22 protein-coding genes are annotated in these 18893 nt (G+C 61.9%); all 22 read left to right on the top strand.

Annotated elements, in window-relative coordinates; translation table 11 throughout:
* Positions 1 to 57: 57 nt before the first annotated feature.
* The 22 genes from QRN41_RS09870 to QRN41_RS09765 all read left to right on the top strand — a co-directional run bounded on the left by QRN41_RS09870 (position 58) and on the right by QRN41_RS09765 (position 18704).
* The gene (locus QRN41_RS09870; protein ID WP_169902456.1) at positions 58 to 1269 is read left to right on the top strand and encodes a sensor histidine kinase; all 1212 of its coding nucleotides are present in this window, start codon (positions 58 to 60) and stop codon (positions 1267 to 1269) included.
* A 6-nt stretch (positions 1270 to 1275) separates the two neighbouring features.
* Complete coding sequence (locus QRN41_RS09865; protein WP_034099501.1) at positions 1276 to 2652, top strand: sigma-54-dependent transcriptional regulator; 1377 nt, start codon at positions 1276 to 1278, stop codon at positions 2650 to 2652.
* Between the two features lie 128 nt (positions 2653 to 2780).
* Positions 2781 to 3110 carry a flagellar hook-basal body complex protein FliE gene (fliE, locus tag QRN41_RS09860; RefSeq protein ID WP_034099500.1) on the top strand — a complete coding sequence of 110 codons (330 nt, stop codon included), beginning with the start codon at positions 2781 to 2783 and terminating at the stop codon, positions 3108 to 3110.
* A 16-nt stretch (positions 3111 to 3126) separates the two neighbouring features.
* Positions 3127 to 4905: a flagellar basal-body MS-ring/collar protein FliF gene (fliF, locus tag QRN41_RS09855; RefSeq protein WP_167416914.1), complete on the top strand. Its 1779-nt coding sequence runs from the start codon at positions 3127 to 3129 to the stop codon at positions 4903 to 4905.
* Entirely contained in the window at positions 4898 to 5917 is a 1020-nt protein-coding gene (gene fliG / locus QRN41_RS09850; protein WP_034099497.1) for a flagellar motor switch protein FliG, read from the top strand. Before fliF ends, fliG begins: the two co-directional genes overlap by 8 nt.
* 10 nt (positions 5918 to 5927) lie before the next feature.
* On the top strand, positions 5928 to 6692 hold the full coding sequence (gene fliH / locus QRN41_RS09845) for a flagellar assembly protein FliH (RefSeq protein ID WP_083377786.1): 765 nt from the start codon (positions 5928 to 5930) through the stop codon (positions 6690 to 6692).
* A complete protein-coding gene (gene fliI / locus QRN41_RS09840) occupies positions 6682 to 8040 on the top strand; it encodes a flagellar protein export ATPase FliI (protein WP_034099493.1) in 1359 nt (452 codons plus the stop codon). The genes fliH and fliI overlap by 11 nt, the downstream gene beginning before the upstream one ends.
* A gap of 3 nt (positions 8041 to 8043) precedes the next feature.
* On the top strand, positions 8044 to 8493 hold the full coding sequence (gene fliJ, locus QRN41_RS09835) for a flagellar export protein FliJ (protein WP_034099491.1): 450 nt from the start codon (positions 8044 to 8046) through the stop codon (positions 8491 to 8493).
* Between the two features lie 78 nt (positions 8494 to 8571).
* The gene (locus tag QRN41_RS09830; RefSeq protein WP_094064935.1) at positions 8572 to 8877 is read left to right on the top strand and encodes an STAS domain-containing protein; all 306 of its coding nucleotides are present in this window, start codon (positions 8572 to 8574) and stop codon (positions 8875 to 8877) included.
* Positions 8874 to 10592, top strand: coding sequence for an ATP-binding SpoIIE family protein phosphatase (locus QRN41_RS09825; protein ID WP_167416915.1), 1719 nt, complete (start codon positions 8874 to 8876; stop codon positions 10590 to 10592). The genes QRN41_RS09830 and QRN41_RS09825 overlap by 4 nt, the downstream gene beginning before the upstream one ends.
* Positions 10593 to 10622: 30 nt before the next feature.
* Positions 10623 to 10967 (top strand): Hpt domain-containing protein, encoded by a 345-nt coding sequence (locus QRN41_RS09820; protein WP_034138843.1) that lies wholly within the window; start codon positions 10623 to 10625, stop codon positions 10965 to 10967.
* A 102-nt stretch (positions 10968 to 11069) separates the two neighbouring features.
* A complete protein-coding gene (locus tag QRN41_RS09815) occupies positions 11070 to 12407 on the top strand; it encodes a flagellar hook-length control protein FliK (RefSeq protein ID WP_285421495.1) in 1338 nt (445 codons plus the stop codon).
* A 330-nt stretch (positions 12408 to 12737) separates the two neighbouring features.
* On the top strand, positions 12738 to 13241 hold the full coding sequence (gene fliL / locus QRN41_RS09810) for a flagellar basal body-associated protein FliL (RefSeq protein ID WP_034099481.1): 504 nt from the start codon (positions 12738 to 12740) through the stop codon (positions 13239 to 13241).
* A 9-nt stretch (positions 13242 to 13250) separates the two neighbouring features.
* Complete coding sequence (gene fliM, locus QRN41_RS09805; protein ID WP_034138840.1) at positions 13251 to 14219, top strand: flagellar motor switch protein FliM; 969 nt, start codon at positions 13251 to 13253, stop codon at positions 14217 to 14219.
* 39 nt (positions 14220 to 14258) lie between these two features.
* The gene (fliN, locus tag QRN41_RS09800; RefSeq protein ID WP_034138839.1) at positions 14259 to 14726 is read left to right on the top strand and encodes a flagellar motor switch protein FliN; all 468 of its coding nucleotides are present in this window, start codon (positions 14259 to 14261) and stop codon (positions 14724 to 14726) included.
* A 1-nt stretch (position 14727) separates the two neighbouring features.
* A complete protein-coding gene (gene fliO / locus QRN41_RS09795; RefSeq protein ID WP_034099475.1) occupies positions 14728 to 15162 on the top strand; it encodes a flagellar biosynthetic protein FliO in 435 nt (144 codons plus the stop codon).
* The gene (fliP, locus tag QRN41_RS09790; protein ID WP_034138838.1) at positions 15162 to 15905 is read left to right on the top strand and encodes a flagellar type III secretion system pore protein FliP; all 744 of its coding nucleotides are present in this window, start codon (positions 15162 to 15164) and stop codon (positions 15903 to 15905) included. The genes fliO and fliP overlap by 1 nt, the downstream gene beginning before the upstream one ends.
* Positions 15906 to 15909: 4 nt before the next feature.
* The gene (gene fliQ, locus QRN41_RS09785) at positions 15910 to 16179 is read left to right on the top strand and encodes a flagellar biosynthesis protein FliQ (RefSeq protein WP_034099472.1); all 270 of its coding nucleotides are present in this window, start codon (positions 15910 to 15912) and stop codon (positions 16177 to 16179) included.
* A 4-nt stretch (positions 16180 to 16183) separates the two neighbouring features.
* A complete protein-coding gene (gene fliR, locus QRN41_RS09780; protein WP_034114727.1) occupies positions 16184 to 16969 on the top strand; it encodes a flagellar biosynthetic protein FliR in 786 nt (261 codons plus the stop codon).
* A 3-nt stretch (positions 16970 to 16972) separates the two neighbouring features.
* The gene (flhB, locus tag QRN41_RS09775; protein WP_034099468.1) at positions 16973 to 18109 is read left to right on the top strand and encodes a flagellar biosynthesis protein FlhB; all 1137 of its coding nucleotides are present in this window, start codon (positions 16973 to 16975) and stop codon (positions 18107 to 18109) included.
* A gap of 163 nt (positions 18110 to 18272) precedes the next feature.
* On the top strand, positions 18273 to 18473 hold the full coding sequence (locus QRN41_RS09770; protein ID WP_034138836.1) for a S1 domain-containing protein: 201 nt from the start codon (positions 18273 to 18275) through the stop codon (positions 18471 to 18473).
* 30 nt (positions 18474 to 18503) lie between these two features.
* The gene (locus QRN41_RS09765; protein WP_034138835.1) at positions 18504 to 18704 is read left to right on the top strand and encodes a cold-shock protein; all 201 of its coding nucleotides are present in this window, start codon (positions 18504 to 18506) and stop codon (positions 18702 to 18704) included.
* The last annotated feature ends 189 nt before the right edge of the window (positions 18705 to 18893 follow it).

The raw sequence follows: 18893 nt of genomic DNA, 5'->3' as shown, positions 1-18893 counted from the left end.
TGCTACAGCCCTCGCAACGTTCCGTTTAACTGACGGTCAGCCAAGCGAGAGAGCATCATGCCCCACGCCGCCCAATTAGCCTCAGCCCCTGCCATCCAGGGGCTTGTTCCCTCCGCAGAGCCGCTCGCCCGACAGGGCCTTGAACATGCGTTCTCGCAGTTCAACCAGATGTCGAGCCAACTGAGCGACTCCTACAGTCTGCTGGAAGCCCGGGTCTCGGAGCTTAAAGGCGAGCTGGCGGTGGTCAGTGCTCAGCGTATGCAGGAGCTGGCCGAGAAAGAGCGCCTGGCCAACCGCTTGCAAAACCTGCTCGACCTGTTGCCCGGCGGCGTGATCGTGATTGACGACCAGGGCCGCGTGCGCGAAGCCAACCCGGCCGCCTGCGACCTGCTGGGACTGCCGCTGGAAGGCGAGCTGTGGCGCCACGTCATCACCCGCTGCTTCGCCCCGCGCGAAGATGATGGTCATGAAATTTCCCTCAAGGATGGGCGTCGCCTGTCGATTTCCACCCGTTCCCTGGACGCCGAGCCCGGCCAGTTGGTGCTGCTCAACGACCTGACTGAAACCCGCCACTTGCAAGACCAGTTGGCGCGCCATGAGCGCTTGTCGTCTCTGGGGCGCATGGTCGCTTCTCTGGCGCATCAAATCCGTACGCCCTTGTCGGCGGCGTTGATCTACGCCAGTCATTTGACTGACGAGCAGTTGCCGGCCGCGACCCATCAGCGTTTTGCTGGGCGCCTAAAAGAGCGTCTGCACGAATTGGAGCATCAGGTACGCGACATGCTGGTGTTCGCTCGCGGCGAACTGCCGTTGACCGACCGCATCACTCCGGCCGAGTTGATGCAGACCCTGCAGGCGGCGGCCGCCACTCACATTCAAGACGCGCAGGTGCGCTGGCAGTGCGACAGCCACCAAGGCGAGTTGCTGTGCAATCGCGACACCTTGGTGGGATCGCTGCTCAACCTGATCGAAAACGCCACCCAGGCCAGCGGCCCCGGCGCGCGGCTCAAGGTGCATCTATATCGCCGTCAAGATTCGCTGCGCCTGTGCATCAGCGACAACGGCAGTGGCATCGACCCGCAGGTGCTGCGGCGTCTGGGCGAACCCTTTTTTACCACCAAGACCAACGGAACTGGCCTGGGCCTGACGGTGGTCAAGGCCGTGGCGCGCGCCCATCAGGGAGAATTGCAGCTGCGTTCCCGGTTGGGGCGCGGCACCTGTGCATTGATGAGCTTGCCGCTGTTTTCAGGCGCGGCAAGCGCGGAGTAAAGAGTCATGGCTATCAAGGTTTTACTGGTGGAAGACGATCGCGCCCTGCGTGAAGCATTGGCTGACACGCTGCTGTTGGCGGGCCATGACTACCAGGCGGTCGGGTCTGCCGAAGAGGCCTTGGACGCGGTGGCACAGGAGGCGTTCAGCCTGGTGGTCAGCGACGTCAATATGCCCGGCATGGACGGTCACCAACTGCTGGCCCTGTTGCGCGCCCGCCAGCCGCAACTGCCGGTGTTGTTGATGACTGCCCACGGTGCCGTGGAGCGCGCGGTGGATGCGATGCGCCAGGGCGCGGCGGATTACCTGGTCAAGCCCTTTGAGCCCAAGGCCTTGATCGAGTTGGTAGCGCGCCACGCTCTGGGCGTGATCTCGGCGCACGAAGGCGAGGGGCCGATTGCCATCGAGCCAGCCAGCGCCCAGTTGCTGGAATTGGCGGCCCGCGTGGCGCGCAGCGATTCCACGGTGCTGATTTCCGGTGAGTCCGGTACGGGTAAGGAAGTGCTGGCGCGTTACATTCACCAGCAGTCGACCCGCGCCAAGCAGCCGTTCATCGCCATCAACTGCGCGGCGATCCCCGACAACATGCTGGAAGCCACGCTGTTCGGTCATGAAAAGGGCTCGTTCACCGGTGCTATTGCGGCGCAAGCCGGCAAGTTCGAGCAGGCCGACGGCGGCACGATCCTGCTCGACGAGATTTCCGAGATGCCTTTGGGCCTGCAAGCCAAGTTGCTGCGTGTGTTGCAGGAGCGCGAAGTGGAGCGCGTCGGCGCGCGCAAACCGATCCAGTTGGATATCCGAGTAGTGGCCACCACCAACCGCGATCTCGCCGGCGAAGTGGCGGCGGGGCGCTTCCGTGAAGACTTGTTCTATCGCCTGTCGGTGTTTCCGCTGGCCTGGCGCCCTTTGCGCGAGCGTCCGGCGGATATCGTGCCCTTGGCCGAGCGCCTGCTGAACAACCACGTCAAAAAAATGAAGCACGCCCAGGCGCGGCTTTCGGCCGAGGCGCAGGCATGCCTGATCGCCTATCCATGGCCGGGCAATGTGCGGGAACTGGACAACGCGATCCAACGTGCCCTGATCTTGCAGCAGGGCGGTTTGATTCAGCCCCAGGATTTCTGTCTGGCCATGGGCAGTGGCGCGGCGCCGCTGCCGACACTGGCCCCCGCACCGTTGGTCGCCGAGGTGGAAACCGCCAGCGCTTTGGGCGATGACCTGCGTCGCCGCGAATTCCAGATGATCATCGATACCCTGCGCGCCGAGCGCGGCCGCCGCAAAGAGGCCGCCGAGCGCCTGGGCATCAGCCCGCGCACCTTGCGCTACAAGTTGGCGCAGATGCGCGACGCCGGCATGGATGTGGAAGCGTATCTTTTCGCCACCTGAAAATAGCCAAGGCGTACAAGGTTTGTCGCCTTTTCTTACGAGTCGCCACGGATCTGGCACCCTTGTTGCTACCTCCCCTAGTAACTGCAGCGTAGTGTCAAATTTTTGCGGGTCGGAGAGAGAAGGTCATGAGCCAGGGTATTGAGTTCAATCGGTTGATGTTGGATATGCGCTCCATGCAGATGGATGCCATGGCTCAACCGAAATCCGTCGCGCCAGCGCCGGAGTTGGGCCAAAGCAGTTTTGCCGACATGCTCGGTCAGGCCATCAACAAAGTCAGCGACACCCAGCAAGCCTCCAGCCAGTTGGCCAGCGCGTTCGAGATCGGCAAGAGCGGTGTGGACCTCACCGACGTGATGATCGCTTCGCAAAAAGCCAGCGTTTCCTTTCAGGCTCTGACCCAAGTGCGTAACAAGCTGGTTCAGGCCTATCAAGACATCATGCAGATGCCGGTTTAAGGGCGAGATTTAAGTCATGGCAGAAGCAGTCGTGGACAACGTACCCGCCAAGGCAGAAGGCAAGCCGCCGCTGTTTGGCCTGTCGTTCCTGGAAAACCTTTCGGAAATGACCATGTTGCGTCAGGTTGGCCTGTTGGTCGGCCTGGCTGCCAGCGTGGCGATTGGTTTTGCCGTGGTGTTGTGGTCGCAGCAACCCGATTACCGGCCATTGTATGGCAGCCTGGCTGGCCTGGATTCCAAACAGATCATGGAAACCCTGGCCGCCGCTGACATCGCCTACACCGTGGAGCCCAACTCCGGGGCTCTGCTGGTCAAGGCCGATGACGTCGCCCGTGCGCGCATGAAGCTGGCCGCTGCCGGTGTGACGCCGTCCGACAGCAATATCGGGTTTGAGATCCTCGACAAGGACCAGGGCCTGGGCACCAGTCAGTTCATGGAGGCCACCCGTTATCGGCGCGGTCTGGAAGGCGAACTGGCGCGTACCATCTCCAGCCTCAATAACGTCAAGGGTGCCCGCGTGCACCTGGCCATTCCGAAAAGCTCGGTTTTTGTGCGTGATGAGCGCAAGCCCAGCGCCTCGGTACTGGTTGAGCTGTTCGCCGGTCGCTCCCTGGAACCCGGTCAGGTCAATGCCATCGTCAACCTGGTGGCTACCAGCGTTCCCGAACTGAGCAAATCCCAGATCACCGTGGTGGATCAAAAGGGCAACCTGCTCTCCGACCAAGCCGAGAACTCCGCGCTGACCCAGGCCGGCAAGCAGTTCGATTACAGCCGCCGCGTGGAAAGCATGCTGACCCAGCGCGTGCACAACATCCTGCAACCGGTGTTGGGCAATGACCGCTATAAAGCCGAAGTCTCCGCCGATGTGGATTTCAGCGCTGTGGAGTCCACCTCCGAGCAGTTCAACCCGGACCAGCCGGCCCTGCGCAGCGAGCAGTCCACCAGCGAACAACGTACCGCCAGCAATGGCCCGCAAGGTGTGCCGGGGGCCCTGAGCAACCAGCCGCCATCGCCAGCCTCGGCCCCGCAAACCACCGGTGGCGCCGCCGCTACCGCCGGCGCGATCCAGCCTGGGCAACCGCTGCTGGACGCCAACGGTCAGCAGATCATGGACCCGGCCACCGGCCAGCCGATGCTCGCCCCGTACCCGGCGGACAAGCGTAACCAGTCCACCAAGAACTTCGAGCTGGACCGTTCCATCAGCCACACCAAGCAGCAGCAGGGCCGTGTCAATCGCCTGTCGGTGTCGGTGGTGGTCGACGATCAGGTAAAGGTCAATGCCGCAGACGGCGCGGTCACCCGTGCCCCGTGGAGCGCCGACGAATTGGCGCGTTTCACCCGCCTGGTGCAGGACGCCGTCGGCTTCGACGCCAGCCGTGGCGACAGCGTGAGCGTGATCAACATGCCGTTCTCCGCTGAGCGTGGCGAAGTGATTGCCGAGCCTGCGTTCTACTCGCAGCCGTGGTTCTGGGACATCGTCAAGCAAGTGCTGGGTGTGCTGTTCATCCTGGTGCTGGTGTTCGGCGTGCTGCGCCCGGTGCTCAACAACATCACCGGCAACGGCAAGAAACAACTGGCCCTGGCCGGCGGCAGCGATGTCGAGTTGGGTGGCATGGGCGGCCTGGACGGCGAACTGGCCAACGACCGCGTCAGCCTCGGCGGCCCGCAAAGCATCCTGTTGCCAAGCCCGAGCGAAGGCTATGACGCGCAGTTGAACGCAATCAAAAGTCTGGTAGCAGAAGACCCGGGCCGTGTGGCTCAGGTCGTGAAAGAGTGGATTAACGCAGATGAGTGATAATCGAGCCGCTGTTGCCAAGCTCTCCCGGGTCGACAAAGCCGCAGTCCTGTTGCTGTCGCTGGGGGAAACCGACGCCGCCCAAGTGCTGCGCCATATGGGGCCCAAAGAGGTTCAACGGGTGGGCGTGGCCATGGCGCAAATGCGCAATGTGCACCGCGAGCAAGTCGAACAGGTGATGAGCGAGTTCGTCGAGATTGTCGGCGATCAGACCAGCCTGGGCGTCGGCTCCGACAGCTACATCCGCAAGATGCTCACCTCGGCCCTGGGCGAAGACAAGGCCAACGGCTTGATCGACCGCATCCTGCTGGGTGGCAATACCAGCGGCCTGGACAGCCTCAAGTGGATGGAACCGCGCGCCGTGGCCGATGTGATCCGCTACGAGCACCCGCAGATTCAGGCCATCGTGGTGGCGTACCTCGACCCCGACCAGGCTGGTGAAGTGCTGGGCCACTTCGACCATAAGGTGCGCCTGGACATCATCCTGCGCGTGTCGTCGCTCAACACCGTGCAGCCGGCCGCCCTGAAAGAACTGAACACCATCCTGGAGAAGCAGTTCTCGGGCAACTCCAATGCCTCGCGTACCACTCTGGGTGGTATCAAGCGCGCGGCGGACATCATGAACTTCCTCGACAGCTCGGTCGAAGGCCAGTTGATGGACTCGATCCGCGAGATCGACGACACCCTGTCCGGCCAGATCGAAGACCTTATGTTCGTGTTCAACAACCTCTCCGATGTCGACGACCGTGGCATCCAGGCGTTGCTGCGCGAAGTGTCCTCCGACGTGTTGGTACTGGCACTCAAAGGCTCCGACGACGGCGTCAAGGAAAAGATCTTCAAGAACATGTCCAAGCGCGCGTCCGAACTGTTGCGCGACGACCTGGAAGCCAAGGGCCCGGTGCGCGTCAGCGACGTCGAAACCGCGCAGAAAGAAATCCTCACCATTGCCCGCCGTATGGCCGAAGCCGGAGAAATCGTTCTCGGTGGGAAGGGCGGCGAAGAAATGATCTAAGGCGTTGTCCATGTCGAGCAAAGATGAGGCACCCAGCGATCTGATTCGCGCACGGGATGTCGGCGGGTTCGACATCTGGTCGCTGCCCAGTTTCGACCCGCATGTGCCTGAGCCCGAGCCGGAACCGGTGGAAGAGCCGCCGGTGGAAATGGAAGAGGTGCCGCTGGAAGAAGTCCAGCCACTGACCCTGGAAGAGCTGGAAAGCATCCGTCAGGAGGCTTACAACGAGGGCTTCACTGCCGGTGAGAAAGACGGTTTTCGCAGCACCACCCTCAAGGTGCGCCAGGAAGCCGAGGCCGCGCTGGCGGTGAAACTGGCCAGCCTGGAGCGCTTGATGGGTAGCTTGTTCGAGCCTATCGCCGAACAGGACACCCAGATCGAAAAAGCCATGGTGCGCCTGGTGGAGCACATGACGCGTCAGGTGATTCAGCGTGAGTTGGCGCTGGACTCCAGCCAGATCGAAAGCGTCATGCGCGAAGCCCTCAAGCTGCTGCCCCTGGGCGTCGGCAATGTGCGGCTGTACATCAACCCGCAGGATTTCGAACAGGTCAAAGCCCTGCGCGAGCGCCATGAAGAAACCTGGCGCATCGTCGAAGACGCCGCGTTGCAGCCCGGCGGTTGCCGCGTCGAGACCGAGCACAGCCGCATCGATGCCACGGTGGAAACCCGCATCAGCCAGATCATGGCCAAGTTGCTCGATCAACAGCACGAGCAGGTGCTGAACCCGGCCGAACCTGACCTGAGCATCGACCTGGACGCCCCCGATGCGCCTTGATCGCACCAGCTTCACCAAGCGCTTGAGCGCTTACACCGAAGCCACCGAATTGCCCGGCCAGCCGATCCTGGAAGGGCGGCTGTTGCGCATGGTTGGCCTGACCCTCGAAGCCGAAGGTTTGCGCGCCGCCATGGGCAGCCGCTGCATGGTGATCAACGACGACAGTTATCACCCGGTGCAGGTCGAAGCCGAGGTCATGGGGTTTTCCGGCAGCAAGATTTTCCTGATGCCCGTGGGCAGCCTGGCGGGCATCGCCCCCGGTGCCCGCGTGGTGCCCCTGGCCGATACCGGCCGCCTGCCCATGGGCATGAGCATGCTCGGTCGCGTGCTCGACGGCGCCGGTCGCGCGCTGGACGGCAAGGGCGGTATGAAGGCCGAAGATTGGGTGCCGATGGACGGCCCCACCATCAACCCGCTCAACCGTAACCCCATCAGCGTGCCGCTGGACGTGGGGATTCGCAGCATCAACGGTTTATTGACGGTCGGTCGCGGCCAGCGTCTGGGCTTGTTCGCCGGTACCGGCGTGGGTAAGTCGGTGTTGCTGGGCATGATGACGCGCTTTACCGAGGCCGACATCATCGTGGTTGGGCTGATCGGCGAGCGGGGCCGGGAGGTGAAGGAGTTCATTGAGCACAGCCTCGGCGAGGAAGGTCTCAAACGCTCGGTGGTGGTTGCATCCCCTGCCGACGATGCGCCGCTGATGCGATTGCGCGCCGCGATGTATTGCACGCGCATCGCCGAATACTTTCGCGACAAGGGCAAGAACGTCCTGTTGCTGATGGACTCGCTCACCCGTTTCGCCCAGGCCCAGCGGGAAATCGCCCTGGCCATCGGTGAGCCGCCGGCCACCAAGGGTTACCCGCCGTCGGTGTTCGCCAAGCTGCCTAAGCTGGTGGAGCGCGCCGGTAACGCCGAGGCCGGTGGGGGCTCGATCACCGCGTTCTACACGGTGCTGTCCGAAGGCGACGACCAGCAGGACCCCATCGCCGACTCGGCCCGGGGCGTACTCGACGGCCATATCGTGTTGTCGCGGCGCCTGGCGGAGGAGGGGCACTACCCGGCCATCGACATCGAAGCATCCATCAGCCGGGTGATGCCGGCGGTGGTCACGCCCGAGCACATGACCCGTGCGCAGCAGTTCAAGCAGCTGTGGTCGCGTTATCAGCAGAGTCGCGACCTGATCAGCGTCGGCGCCTATGTGGCCGGCGGCGATCGCGATACCGACCTGGCCATCGCCCTGCAACCGCAGTTGGTGACGTACCTGCGCCAGGGCCTCAACGACAAGATCAGCATGGGCGAAAGCGAAGCGCACTTGCAGTCGATCTTCGCCCCGGCGCCAGGCGGCTAAGCCATGGCCAGCAGTCGCGCGTCACGCTTGGCCCCGGTGGTGGACATGGCCGAAAAGGCCGAAAAAACCGCGGTGCAGCGCCTGGGGTATTTCCAGGGCCAAGTGCGCTTGGCCGAAAGCAAGCTGGGCGACCTGGAGCGCTTTCGCGGCGAGTACCAGCAGCAGTGGATCGAGCGCGGCGCCAAAGGCGTATCGGGCCAATGGCTGATGGGCTATCAGGGCTTTCTCAACCAGTTGGAAACCGCCGTCGGCCAGCAGCGTCAAAGCCTGGCCTGGCACCAGAACAACCTCGACAAGGCCCGTGAGAGCTGGCAGCAGGCATTCGCCCGCGTCGAAGGTCTGCGCAAACTGGTGCAGCGCTATATCGATGAAGCGCGGGCGATTGAAGACAAGCGCGAGCAGAAGTTGCTGGATGAACTGTCCCAACGCCTGCCGCGTCCGGAACAGTTCTAAATGACGGGCTGTGTTGCCCGTACTCGGTTCAACTGCTAAACCTTGTGTGTACGCCCCCTACGACAAGGAAGCAGTCATATGTCAGTCGAGTCAGTTGTATCCCCGGACGGGAAGAAGTTGACCATCGTTATCAAAGGCCGCTTCGATTTCAGCAGCCACCAGCTCTTTCGTGACGCTTACGAGCGGTTCTACAAGGCACCGGATACCTATATCGTCGACCTCAAAGACACTACCTATTTGGACAGTTCCGCTCTGGGCATGCTGCTGTTGCTGCGGGACCACGCGGGGGGCGACGAATCTGAGGTCAGGGTCATCAACAGCAACTCTGACGTGCGCAAAATCCTCGCCATCTCCAACTTCGACAAGCTGTTCGACATCAATTGAGCGCCCTGGCCCCCGCCCATGAGGCGCTTACGATCCTGATCGCCGATGACAGCGCCACTGACTTGCTCTTGCTGTCGACCATTGTGCGACGTCAGGGGCATCAAGTGCTCACCGCCGCCAATGGGCGCGAAGCGGTCGAGGTATTCACGCGCGCGCGTCCGCAATTGGTGTTGATGGATGCGCTGATGCCGGTGATGGACGGCTTCGAAGCCGCGCGCTGGATCAAGCAGCTGTCCGGCGAAGCCCTGGTGCCTATCATCTTCCTCACCTCCCTGACCGACAGCGCCGACCTGGCCGAGTGCCTGGACGCCGGCGGCGATGACTTCCTGGCCAAGCCCTACAACCCCTTGCTCCTGGCCGCGAAGATCAACGCCATGGACCGCCTGCGCCGCCTGCAAGCCACGGTCTTGCAGCAGCGCGACCTGATCGCCAAGCACAATGACTACCTGCTGCACGAGCAACGGGTGGCCAAGGCAGTGTTCGACAAGGTCGCGCATTCGGGCTGTATCAATGCCGCGCCAAATATCCGCTACCTGCAATCGCCCTATGCGTTGTTCAACGGGGACTTGCTGCTGGCGGCCTACACGCCTTCGGGTGATATGCATGTGCTGCTCGGCGATTTCACCGGTCACGGTTTGCCGGCAGCGGTGGGGGCCATGCCCCTGGCGGAAGTGTTCTACGGCATGACCGCCAAAGGCTACGGCCTGACGCAGATTTTGCGCGAGATGAACGCCAAGCTTAAACGCATCCTGCCGGTGGACATGTTCTGCTGCGCCACCCTGTTGTGCCTGAGTACCGATCGACGCGTGGTCGAGGTGTGGAACGGTGGCATGCCCGAGGGTTACGTGCTTGAAGTGACCACCGGCAAGCGCACGCCATTGGCGTCGCGGCATTTGCCGCTGGGGGTACTGTCGGCGGAACTGTTCGACGACCGCACTGAAGTCTGGCCCGTGGCCCTGGGCGATCGGGTGTTTCTGCTGTCCGATGGGGTGTTGGAAACCGCCGACGCCAATGATCGATTGTTCGGGGTCGAGCGTCTGCAGGAGGTATTCGACACCAACCGCGAGCCCGATCGTCTGTTCGACGACATCGAGCAGGCGCTGGTCGCGTTTCGCGGTGAAGCCCGTGATGACGTGAGCATGGTGGAGATCACCTTGCGGTCGGGTCTGGCGACGCGCGCCACCGGGCCGTTGTATGCCGACAGCGGCCAGTCGTGCCCACGGGATTGGTCGGTGAATTTCGAATTTCGAGCCGAAACCCTCAAGCGCTACAACCCGTTGCCCTACCTGTTGCAACTGCTGTTGGAGATCCACGGCCTGCGTGCACAGAGCGGCGCGCTCTACAGCGTGATGGCCGAGCTGTACTCCAACGCGCTGGAGCACGGCGTACTCGGCCTGGACTCTTTGCTCAAACGCGATGCCCAGGGCTTTGCCGAATATTATCGCCAGCGCAACGAGCGTCTGGCGCAACTGGACAGTGGTTACGTGCGGGTGCAGGTGCAGGTGGTGCCCAATGGAGCGGGCGGGACGATGACCTTGCGGATCGAAGACAGCGGCCCCGGGTTTGACGTGGAAAAAGTGCTGGCGCAGCCAATGGATATCGATCGTCTGTCCGGTCGGGGCTTGGGCCTGGTGCGTCAGCTCAGCCGCGACATACGCTGGTCCGATGGCGGGCGCTGTGTCTGCGTGGAGTTTTCCTGGGAGGCTCTGGCATAATCCGCCGATTCTTGATCAAGGAGCGAGCAAGTGGTCGATGTTCATCTGGACCCTGACGTGTTGTCGGGTTTGCAGGAAGTGATGGAAGGCGAGTACCCCAAGCTGCTCGAAACCTTTCTCGACGATTCGCAAAAACGCATCGAAGCGCTGCGCACGGCGCGGGATGACGCCAAGGCATTAGGCAAGATCGCCCACAGCTTCAAGGGCAGCAGCGGCAACCTGGGGGCTGTACGTCTGGCGCAGTTGTGCGAGCGGCTGGAGCTGGAATCCGGCGAGCCGACCGCGAATCTGGAGGCGCTGGTGGATCAGATCGATCATGAGTTTGCGGTGGTCAAGCCGCTGTATGAGTCGGAGCGTCAGCGCTTTCAGGTGTAGCGGTCAACCCGCAGTCCGAAGGCAGAAACCATACTTGGCCCGACTCTTGCTGTAGCTCTCGATACTGCATCCCTCGATCCCCATGCAGTGGAGACCTTTATCATGCCAGTCGCCACGAATTCGCTTCTTCAGGCTGCCCCCGCAGCCAAGGCCCAAGCGCCCGCCGCCAACCCGCCGGCGGTGGCGGCGGAGCCACGGGACAAGGGCCCTGGCTTCGCTCAAGTGTTCGCCAGCCAGGGTTCCAAGCCCAGCCTCAAGGGCGATGACAACAGCGTCAAACCCTCTCGCGACAAGTCCGCCGATTCCAGCGCCAAACCTGCCGCCGGGGGTGATCAGCCTGCCGCCAAGACACCGGCGGTTGCCGATAGCGGCAATACCTTGCCTGCCGCTAATCCACCGGCCAAAGCCGATGATGATGCCGCTCCGGACGACGCCGCCGCAGCCGACCCGAGCCTGGCGCAGCAGCCTGCGGTTGACCCCGCGTTGATCGCCGCTGTCGTGCCGGTCGCGGTGCCTGTGCCGGTGGAAACCCCGGCTCCGGTCGTTGACACTGCCGATGATAAGACGCAGCCGCCGGTTGCCGCGCCGCTCGCGTCGGTGGCGGCCAGTGAAGAGGTCAAGCCCACTTTCGACCCCGAGGCCGACCCTCTGGATGCAATGCCGGCCGTGCGCCTGGCCATGGAGCAGGGCGGTCATGTGTCCGCCAGCAGCCAGGCCCAGGCAAAAACCGCCCCGGCACCAACCCAGGACCAACCCACCGCCGCGCAGAACTTCGCTGCCGGCCTGGCCAATATGGTCGACCAGCAAGCCACCAAGGACAGCACTGACCAAGGCGGCGATAAGGCTTTCAGCGGCTTGATCGACGAGGGGCTGAAGGATCTCAAGAGCGCTAGCAGCGACACCCGGGTCGATGACTTCGCCAACCGCCTCGCCGCCCTGACCCAGGCCGCTACGCCGAAAACCGCCAATGCCTTGCCGCCCGTCGCGAATGCGCCGCTGGCCATGCACCAGAGCGGCTGGACCGACGAGATCGTCAACCGCGTCATGTACCTCTCCAGCGCCAACCTCAAGTCGGCGGAGATCCAGTTGCAGCCGGCCGAACTTGGACGCCTGGATATCAAGGTCAACATGACCGCCGACCAGCAGGCCCAGGTCAACTTTATGAGCGCCCACCCGGTGGTGCGCGAAGCGTTGGAAAACCAGTCCGGGCGTTTGCGTGAGATGTTTGCCCAACAGGGCATGGGGCAGGTGGACGTCAACGTCTCCGACCAGTCCCGTGGCCAGGAGCAGCAACAGCAGCAGGCGCAGACCCGCAGTGTGAGCAGTGGCGGTGGGCGTGGTGACATCGGCGACAGCGGTGGTCACGTTGATGTGGCTGAAGCTGTGGCGCCCGTGACGTCGACAGTGATCGGCTCCAGTGCCGTCGATTACTACGCCTGATGTGAGGGGCTTGCCTCGATAACGCTGTATCGACCCGCCGATGTATAAGCTGACAGACCCTTATCGGGGGCAAGCCCCCTCCCACTCGAATCGCATTCCAGCTTGAGTGGCAATTGACGAAACGAGATCAAAATGTGGGAGGGGGCTTGCCCCCGATGAGGGTGTGTCAGTTCATAGATAAGTTGACTGATACGCCGCTATCCGGGGTCAAGCCCACCCCCACACTTTATGGTGTTCCTTTGTCTGTGTTCAGCCAGACAACTCTGGCATAACACTTGCTCTTGCCTTCCCGTAGATCTATGAATCCCCGAATAGTGACGGATTATTGGCATGGCGAAGAGCGACGACGCAGCAGCAAAAGCACCCGCAGGCAAAGGTAAGCTCAAGCTTATTCTGTTGATAGTCGTGGGCCTGCTCCTGGCCATCGGCGCCTCGGTGGGTGGCACCTGGTACATCATGCACAGCAGTGCAAGCAAGCCGGCACCCGCCGCCGAAACCGCCACCAACGTCAAGCAACCGGCAATCTTCGAGCCGATGCTTCCGGCCTTTGTCGCCAACTTCAACCAGAACGGTCGTCAGCGCTACCTGCAGGTGAGCATCACCTTGCTGGCGCGCAACCAGTCGGACCTGGAGGCACTCAAGGTGCATATGCCGGTGATCCGCAACAACCTGGTGATGCTGTTCTCCAGCCAGAGTTTCGACACCCTGGCCACGCCGGTCGGCCAGGAAATGCTGCGCCAGAAGGTCACTGCCAGCGTGCAGGAAGTGGCCCAGAAAGAGCTGGGCAAAACGGTGGTCGAACAGGCGCTCTTCACTAACTTCGTATTGCAGTAGGATCACGACATGGCCGTGCAGGACCTGCTGTCCCAGGATGAAATCGATGCGCTGTTGCATGGCGTCGACGATGGTCTGGTACAGACCGAAATGGCTGCCGAGCCCGGCAGTGTCAAAAGTTATGACCTGACCAGCCAGGATCGCATCGTCCGTGGACGCATGCCGACCCTGGAAATGATCAACGAACGTTTCGCCCGTTACACCCGTATCAGCATGTTCAACATGCTGCGCCGCTCGGCGGACGTGGCGGTGGGCGGCGTGCAGGTGATGAAGTTCGGCGAGTACGTGCACTCGCTGTACGTGCCCACGAGCCTCAACCTGGTCAAGATCAAGCCTTTGCGCGGCACCGCGCTGTTCATCCTCGACGCCAAATTGGTGTTCAAGCTGGTGGACAATTTCTTCGGCGGCGACGGCCGCCACGCCAAGATCGAAGGCCGTGAATTCACCCCCACCGAGTTGCGGGTGGTGCGCATGGTGTTGGAGCAGGCGTTCATCGACTTGAAGGAAGCCTGGCAGGCGATCATGGAAGTCAATTTCGAGTACATCAACTCGGAAGTGAACCCGGCCATGGCCAACATCGTCGGTCCCAGCGAAGCCATCGTGGTGTCCACCTTCCATATCGAACTCGACGGCGGTGGTGGCGACCTGCACGTGACCATGCCGTACTCGATGATCGAACCGGTGCGCGAGATGCTCGACGCCGGCTTCCAGTCCGACCTGGACGACCAGGACGAGCGTTGGGTCAAGGCGCTGCGCGAAGACTTGCTGGACGTCGACGTGCCGCTGAGCGCCACCGTGGCCCGCCGTCAGTTGCGCCTGCGCGACATCCTGCACATGCAGCCGGGGGACATCATCCCGGTGGAATTGCCGGAACAAATGGTCATGCGCGCCAATGGCGTGCCGTCGTTCAAGGTCAAGCTCGGTTCCCACAAGGGCAACCTAGCATTGCAAGTGGTTGAGCCGATCAACCGTCGCTGATCCCTAATTTATGAATGTTTGCTTCGCCGAGGACATGTAATGGCTACCGAACACGAAAACACTTCCGCCGAAGACCAGGCCCTGGCCGACGAATGGGCGGCTGCTCTGGAAGAGACCGGCGATGTCGGTCAGGACGATATCGATGCGCTGTTGGCCGCTGACGCCGCCACCGCGCCGGCCGGCAATCGCCTGCCGATGGAAGAATTCGGCAGCGTGCCGAAGAACAACGACCCGGTGTCCCTCGACGGTCCGAACCTGGATGTGATTCTGGATATTCCTGTGTCGATTTCCATGGAAGTGGGCAGCACCGACATCAACATCCGCAACCTGCTGCAGCTCAACCAGGGCTCGGTGATCGAGCTGGACCGCCTGGCCGGTGAGCCGCTGGACGTGCTGGTCAACGGCACGCTGATCGCCCATGGCGAGGTGGTGGTGGTCAACGAAAAGTTCGGCATCCGCCTGACAGACGTGATCAGCCCAAGCGAACGCATCAAGAAGTTGCGCTGATATGAAGCGGCTGATGGTGGGGCTGTTGATCGCGTTGGCGCTGCCCGTGTGGGCGGCGGAGCCGGTGGCCCAGGCCGCTGCGGCGCCGGTGGTCGGCAGTGTCGGCGGGCAGTTGACCCAACTGGTGCTCGGCCTGCTGCTGGTGGTGGGCTTGATCTTCGTACTGGCCTGGCTGATGCGCCGGGTGCAGCGCGTAGGCCCTGGCAATGGCCAGGTGATCGAAATGATCGGTGCCCGCGCCCTCGGCCCGCGCGATCGGCTGGTGCTGGTGCAGGTGGGGGAGGAGCAGATTCTGCTGGGCATTACGCCAGGTCGCATCACCCCGCTGCACGTACTCAAGACACCGGTGAATGTGGAGCAGACCCAGTCCGCCACGCCCGAATTCGCCCAGCGCCTGATGGAATTGCTGGGCAAGGATCAGAAGGATAAGAAGTAATGCGCGTTTTATTGACGCTCATGCTGTTGCTGGCCGCGCCCTTGGCGCTGGCTGCCGACCCGTTGTCGATCCCGGCCATTACGCTGGGGACCAATGCGGCGGGCGCGCAAGAGTATTCGGTGAGCCTGCAGATCCTGCTGATCATGACCGCGCTGAGCTTTATCCCAGCGTTCGTCATGCTGATGACCAGTTTCACGCGGATCATCATCGTCTTTTCGATCCTGCGTCAGGCGTTGGGCCTGCAGCAGACCCCGTCGAACCAGATCCTCACCGGCATGGCGCTGTTCTTGACGCTGTTCATCATGGCGCCGGTATTCGACAAGGTGAACACGCAAGCCCTGCAACCCTACCTGGCGGAAAAAATGACCGCCCAGGATGCCATCGACAAGGCCCAGGGCCCGATCAAGGATTTTATGCTGTCGCAAACCCGCTCCAGCGACCTTGAGCTGTTCATGCGCCTGTCCAAGCGCACCGACATCGCCAGCCCCGACCAGGCGCCGTTGACCATTCTGGTGCCGGCATTTGTCACCTCCGAATTGAAGACCGCGTTCCAGATCGGCTTCATGATCTTTATTCCGTTCCTGATCATCGACCTGGTGGTGGCGAGCGTGCTGATGGCCATGGGTATGATGATGCTGTCGCCGCTGATCATCTCGTTGCCGTTCAAGATCATGCTGTTTGTGCTGGTGGATGGCTGGGCGCTGATTATCGGCACCTTGGCTGGCAGTTTCGGAGGGGTATAGCGCTATGACGCCAGAAGTCGCCGTCGACCTGTTCCGTGAAGCGCTGTGGCTGACCACCGTGATGGTCGCCGTGCTGGTGGTGCCCAGCCTGTTGGTGGGCTTGCTGGTGGCGATGTTCCAGGCCGCGACCCAGATCAACGAACAAACCTTGAGCTTCCTGCCGCGCCTGTTGGTGATGCTGGTTACCCTGATCGTCGCCGGGCCGTGGCTGGTGCAGTCTTTCATGGAATACATCCTGCAGTTGTACGGCAGTATTCCGCAGTTGATCGGCTGACCCGATGCAATCCTTGCTGGCCTTGACCGACACCCAGATCAGTACCTGGGTGGCGTCTTTCATCCTGCCGCTGTTTCGCGTGACGGCGATGTTGATGGCCATGCCGGTGTTCGGCACGACCCTGGTGCCACGGCGGGTGCGCTTGTATTTCGCTGTGGCGATCACGGTGGTGATCGTGCCTGGGCTGCCGCCGATGCCGCCGGTGAATGCGCTGGACCTGAGTGCGCTGCTGCTGATCGCCGAACAGATCCTGATCGGCGCCTTGATGGGCTTTTCCCTGACGTTGTTCTTTCAGGCTTTCGTGATTGCCGGGCAAATCATCTCGGTGCAGATGGGCATGGGCTTCGCCTCCATGGTCGACCCCACCAACGGCGTGTCGGCCGCTGTGATCGGGCAGTTCCTGACCATGCTGGTGACCTTGTTGTTCCTGGCCATGAACGGCCACTTGGTGGCGTTCGAGGTGATGACCGAGAGCTTTACCACCTTGCCGGTGGGCTCGGGGCTGGTGGTCAACCATTTCTGGGAAATTGTCGGGCGCCTCGGCTGGGTGATGGGGGCGGCGCTGTTGCTGGTGTTGCCGGCAATCACGGCCTTGCTGGTGGTCAACATTGCGTTTGGCGTGATGACCCGCGCGGCGCCGCAACTGAACATTTTCTCCATCGGTTTCCCATTGACCCTGGTGTTGGGCATGGGGATTTTCTGGGTCGGCCTGGCCGACATTCTCAATCAGTATCAACCGCTGGCGACCGACGCCTTGCAGTTCTTACGTGATCTGGCACGGGCGCGCTGAACCATGGCCGAGAGCGAGAGTGGTCAGGACAAAACAGAAGACCCCACGGAGAAACGCAAAAAGGACTCCAGGGAGAAGGGCGAGATCGCCCGTTCCAAAGAGCTCAATACCGTTGCGACCATGATGGCCGGTTCCGGGGCCCTGTTGATCTACGGCGGCGGTCTGGCGCTGGATCTGATGGAGCTGATGAAGCACAACTTCAGCTTGCCCCGCGAAGTGCTGCTCAGCCCCGGCGCCATGGGCCAGTATTTGCTGCATTCGGGCCAGATTGCGATCCTGGCCGTGCAGCCGATCCTGATTACCTTACTGCTGGCTGCGCTGATCGGCCCCGTGTCCCTTGGCGGCTGGTTGTTCGCCGCCAGCAGCATGGCGCCCAAGTTCAGCCGCATGAACCCGGCCGCGGGGCTCAAACGCATGTTTTCGGCCAAGGCGCTGGTCGAGCTGCTCAAGGCCCTGGCCAAGTTCATCCTGATTCTGTTCGTGGCCATTTCGGTGTTGTCGTCCGACATCGATGACTTGCTGCGCATCGCCCATGAGCCCCTGGAGTCGGCGATTATCCACAGCGTGCAGGTGGTGGGCTGGAGTGCGCTATGGATGGCGGCTGGGCTAATCCTGATCGCGGCGGTGGATGCGCCGATCCAGCTGTGGGAAAGCCACAAGAAGCTGCTGATGACCAAGCAGGAAGTGCGTGACGAGCACAAGGATCAGGAAGGTCGGCCCGAGGTCAAACAGCGCATCCGCCAGCTGCAGCGCGAGATGTCCCAACGCAAGATGATGGCCTCGGTGCCGGATGCCGACGTGGTTATCACCAACCCGACCCACTACGCCGTGGCCCTGAAATACGACCCGGAAAAGGGTGGAGCGCCAATGCTGCTGGCCAAGGGTAGCGATTTCACCGCGTTGAAAATCCGCGAAATCGCCGTGGCCAACGACATCCTGCTGCTGGAGTCGCCGGCATTGGCGCGCTCGATTTTTTACTCCACTGACCTCGATCAGGAAATCCCTGCAGGGTTGTACCTGGCCGTGGCCCAGGTGCTGGCCTATGTCTATCAGATTCGCCAGTACCGCGCCGGCAAAGGCAAGCGGCCCGATCCGCTCAAAGACCTGCCCATCCCGCCGGACCTGCGCCGCGACTCCTGATCGCCACGCCTGTACTGAGCAGGCTTGACGTCTACTACCCTCCACGCCCGTTACCACTCGTCGCGCGATCTCGTCTACCTGTCAACTTTGACAGTAGCCAGTGTCGCGTTCTCGCGGTTCCATAGCCTTAGTGACTGCGCCTCAAGATGCAGGGAGTGGGTTAATGCAGGTGTTTACAGGCAAGGTTCAAACGTATGACCCACAGACCGGCAAGGGTTTGATTGCGCCGGAGGGGTGGGGTGAGGTGGTGGCGGTCGATTTGCTCAGCTCAGATGGTCGCTTGCTTTCGCAAGGACAGAGAGTGGTGTTCCGGAAGATCCATCGCCCTGATGGTGTTTACGCGTGCGAGATCAAGTTGATCTGAGTGTTTTATTGAAGTGTATGGAGAACGGCAATGGCGACGGGCACAGTTAAGTGGTTCAACGCGGAGAAGGGCTTTGGGTTTATCACTCAGGACGGTGGGGTGGATCTATTTGTTCACTACTCCGCCATTAAGGGCGACGGATTCAAAACGCTTGAAGAGGGGCAAAAAGTAGAGTTCGAGGTTACCCAGGGGCCCAAAGGTGCTCAGGCTGAGAACGTCCGCGTGCTTTGAGCTTCAGTTCTTCGGTGTGGGACCAGAGAGCGGGGCCTCCTAGAGACGATCCCCACTCCTTGCCATAAATTTCCTTAGCAGCACTGGATGTACACAGCTCAAATGTGGGAGGGGGCTTGCCCCCGATGGTGGTGTGAAGTGCGCCCCAAAAGTTGGACAGTAATTGTCTAGGCTACAGCGGAACGGGCT

Origin of the sequence: Pseudomonas sp. efr-133-TYG-23 (assembly GCF_030209215.1) — a bacterium.
Taxonomy (GTDB): domain Bacteria; phylum Pseudomonadota; class Gammaproteobacteria; order Pseudomonadales; family Pseudomonadaceae; genus Aquipseudomonas; species Aquipseudomonas rhodesiae.
Note: the sequence above shows the minus strand (reverse complement) of the source record. Positions and strands in the feature narration are given on the sequence as shown.

Excerpts from the sequence above, each read along its gene's own strand:
- QRN41_RS09870 (WP_169902456.1), top strand. The coding sequence starts at position 58 with ATGCCCCACGCCGCCCAATTAGCCTCAGCCCCTGCCATCCAGGGGCTT.
- QRN41_RS09865 (WP_034099501.1), top strand. The coding sequence starts at position 1,276 with ATGGCTATCAAGGTTTTACTGGTGGAAGACGATCGCGCCCTGCGTGAA.
- fliE (WP_034099500.1), top strand. The coding sequence starts at position 2,781 with ATGAGCCAGGGTATTGAGTTCAATCGGTTGATGTTGGATATGCGCTCC.
- fliF (WP_167416914.1), top strand. The coding sequence starts at position 3,127 with ATGGCAGAAGCAGTCGTGGACAACGTACCCGCCAAGGCAGAAGGCAAG.
- fliG (WP_034099497.1), top strand. The coding sequence starts at position 4,898 with ATGAGTGATAATCGAGCCGCTGTTGCCAAGCTCTCCCGGGTCGACAAA.
- fliH (WP_083377786.1), top strand. The coding sequence starts at position 5,928 with ATGTCGAGCAAAGATGAGGCACCCAGCGATCTGATTCGCGCACGGGAT.
- fliI (WP_034099493.1), top strand. The coding sequence starts at position 6,682 with ATGCGCCTTGATCGCACCAGCTTCACCAAGCGCTTGAGCGCTTACACC.
- fliJ (WP_034099491.1), top strand. The coding sequence starts at position 8,044 with ATGGCCAGCAGTCGCGCGTCACGCTTGGCCCCGGTGGTGGACATGGCC.
- QRN41_RS09830 (WP_094064935.1), top strand. The coding sequence starts at position 8,572 with ATGTCAGTCGAGTCAGTTGTATCCCCGGACGGGAAGAAGTTGACCATC.
- QRN41_RS09815 (WP_285421495.1), top strand. The coding sequence starts at position 11,070 with ATGCCAGTCGCCACGAATTCGCTTCTTCAGGCTGCCCCCGCAGCCAAG.
- fliL (WP_034099481.1), top strand. The coding sequence starts at position 12,738 with ATGGCGAAGAGCGACGACGCAGCAGCAAAAGCACCCGCAGGCAAAGGT.
- fliM (WP_034138840.1), top strand. The coding sequence starts at position 13,251 with ATGGCCGTGCAGGACCTGCTGTCCCAGGATGAAATCGATGCGCTGTTG.
- fliN (WP_034138839.1), top strand. The coding sequence starts at position 14,259 with ATGGCTACCGAACACGAAAACACTTCCGCCGAAGACCAGGCCCTGGCC.
- fliO (WP_034099475.1), top strand. The coding sequence starts at position 14,728 with ATGAAGCGGCTGATGGTGGGGCTGTTGATCGCGTTGGCGCTGCCCGTG.
- fliP (WP_034138838.1), top strand. The coding sequence starts at position 15,162 with ATGCGCGTTTTATTGACGCTCATGCTGTTGCTGGCCGCGCCCTTGGCG.
- fliQ (WP_034099472.1), top strand. The coding sequence starts at position 15,910 with ATGACGCCAGAAGTCGCCGTCGACCTGTTCCGTGAAGCGCTGTGGCTG.
- fliR (WP_034114727.1), top strand. The coding sequence starts at position 16,184 with ATGCAATCCTTGCTGGCCTTGACCGACACCCAGATCAGTACCTGGGTG.
- flhB (WP_034099468.1), top strand. The coding sequence starts at position 16,973 with ATGGCCGAGAGCGAGAGTGGTCAGGACAAAACAGAAGACCCCACGGAG.
- QRN41_RS09770 (WP_034138836.1), top strand. The coding sequence starts at position 18,273 with ATGCAGGTGTTTACAGGCAAGGTTCAAACGTATGACCCACAGACCGGC.
- QRN41_RS09765 (WP_034138835.1), top strand. The coding sequence starts at position 18,504 with ATGGCGACGGGCACAGTTAAGTGGTTCAACGCGGAGAAGGGCTTTGGG.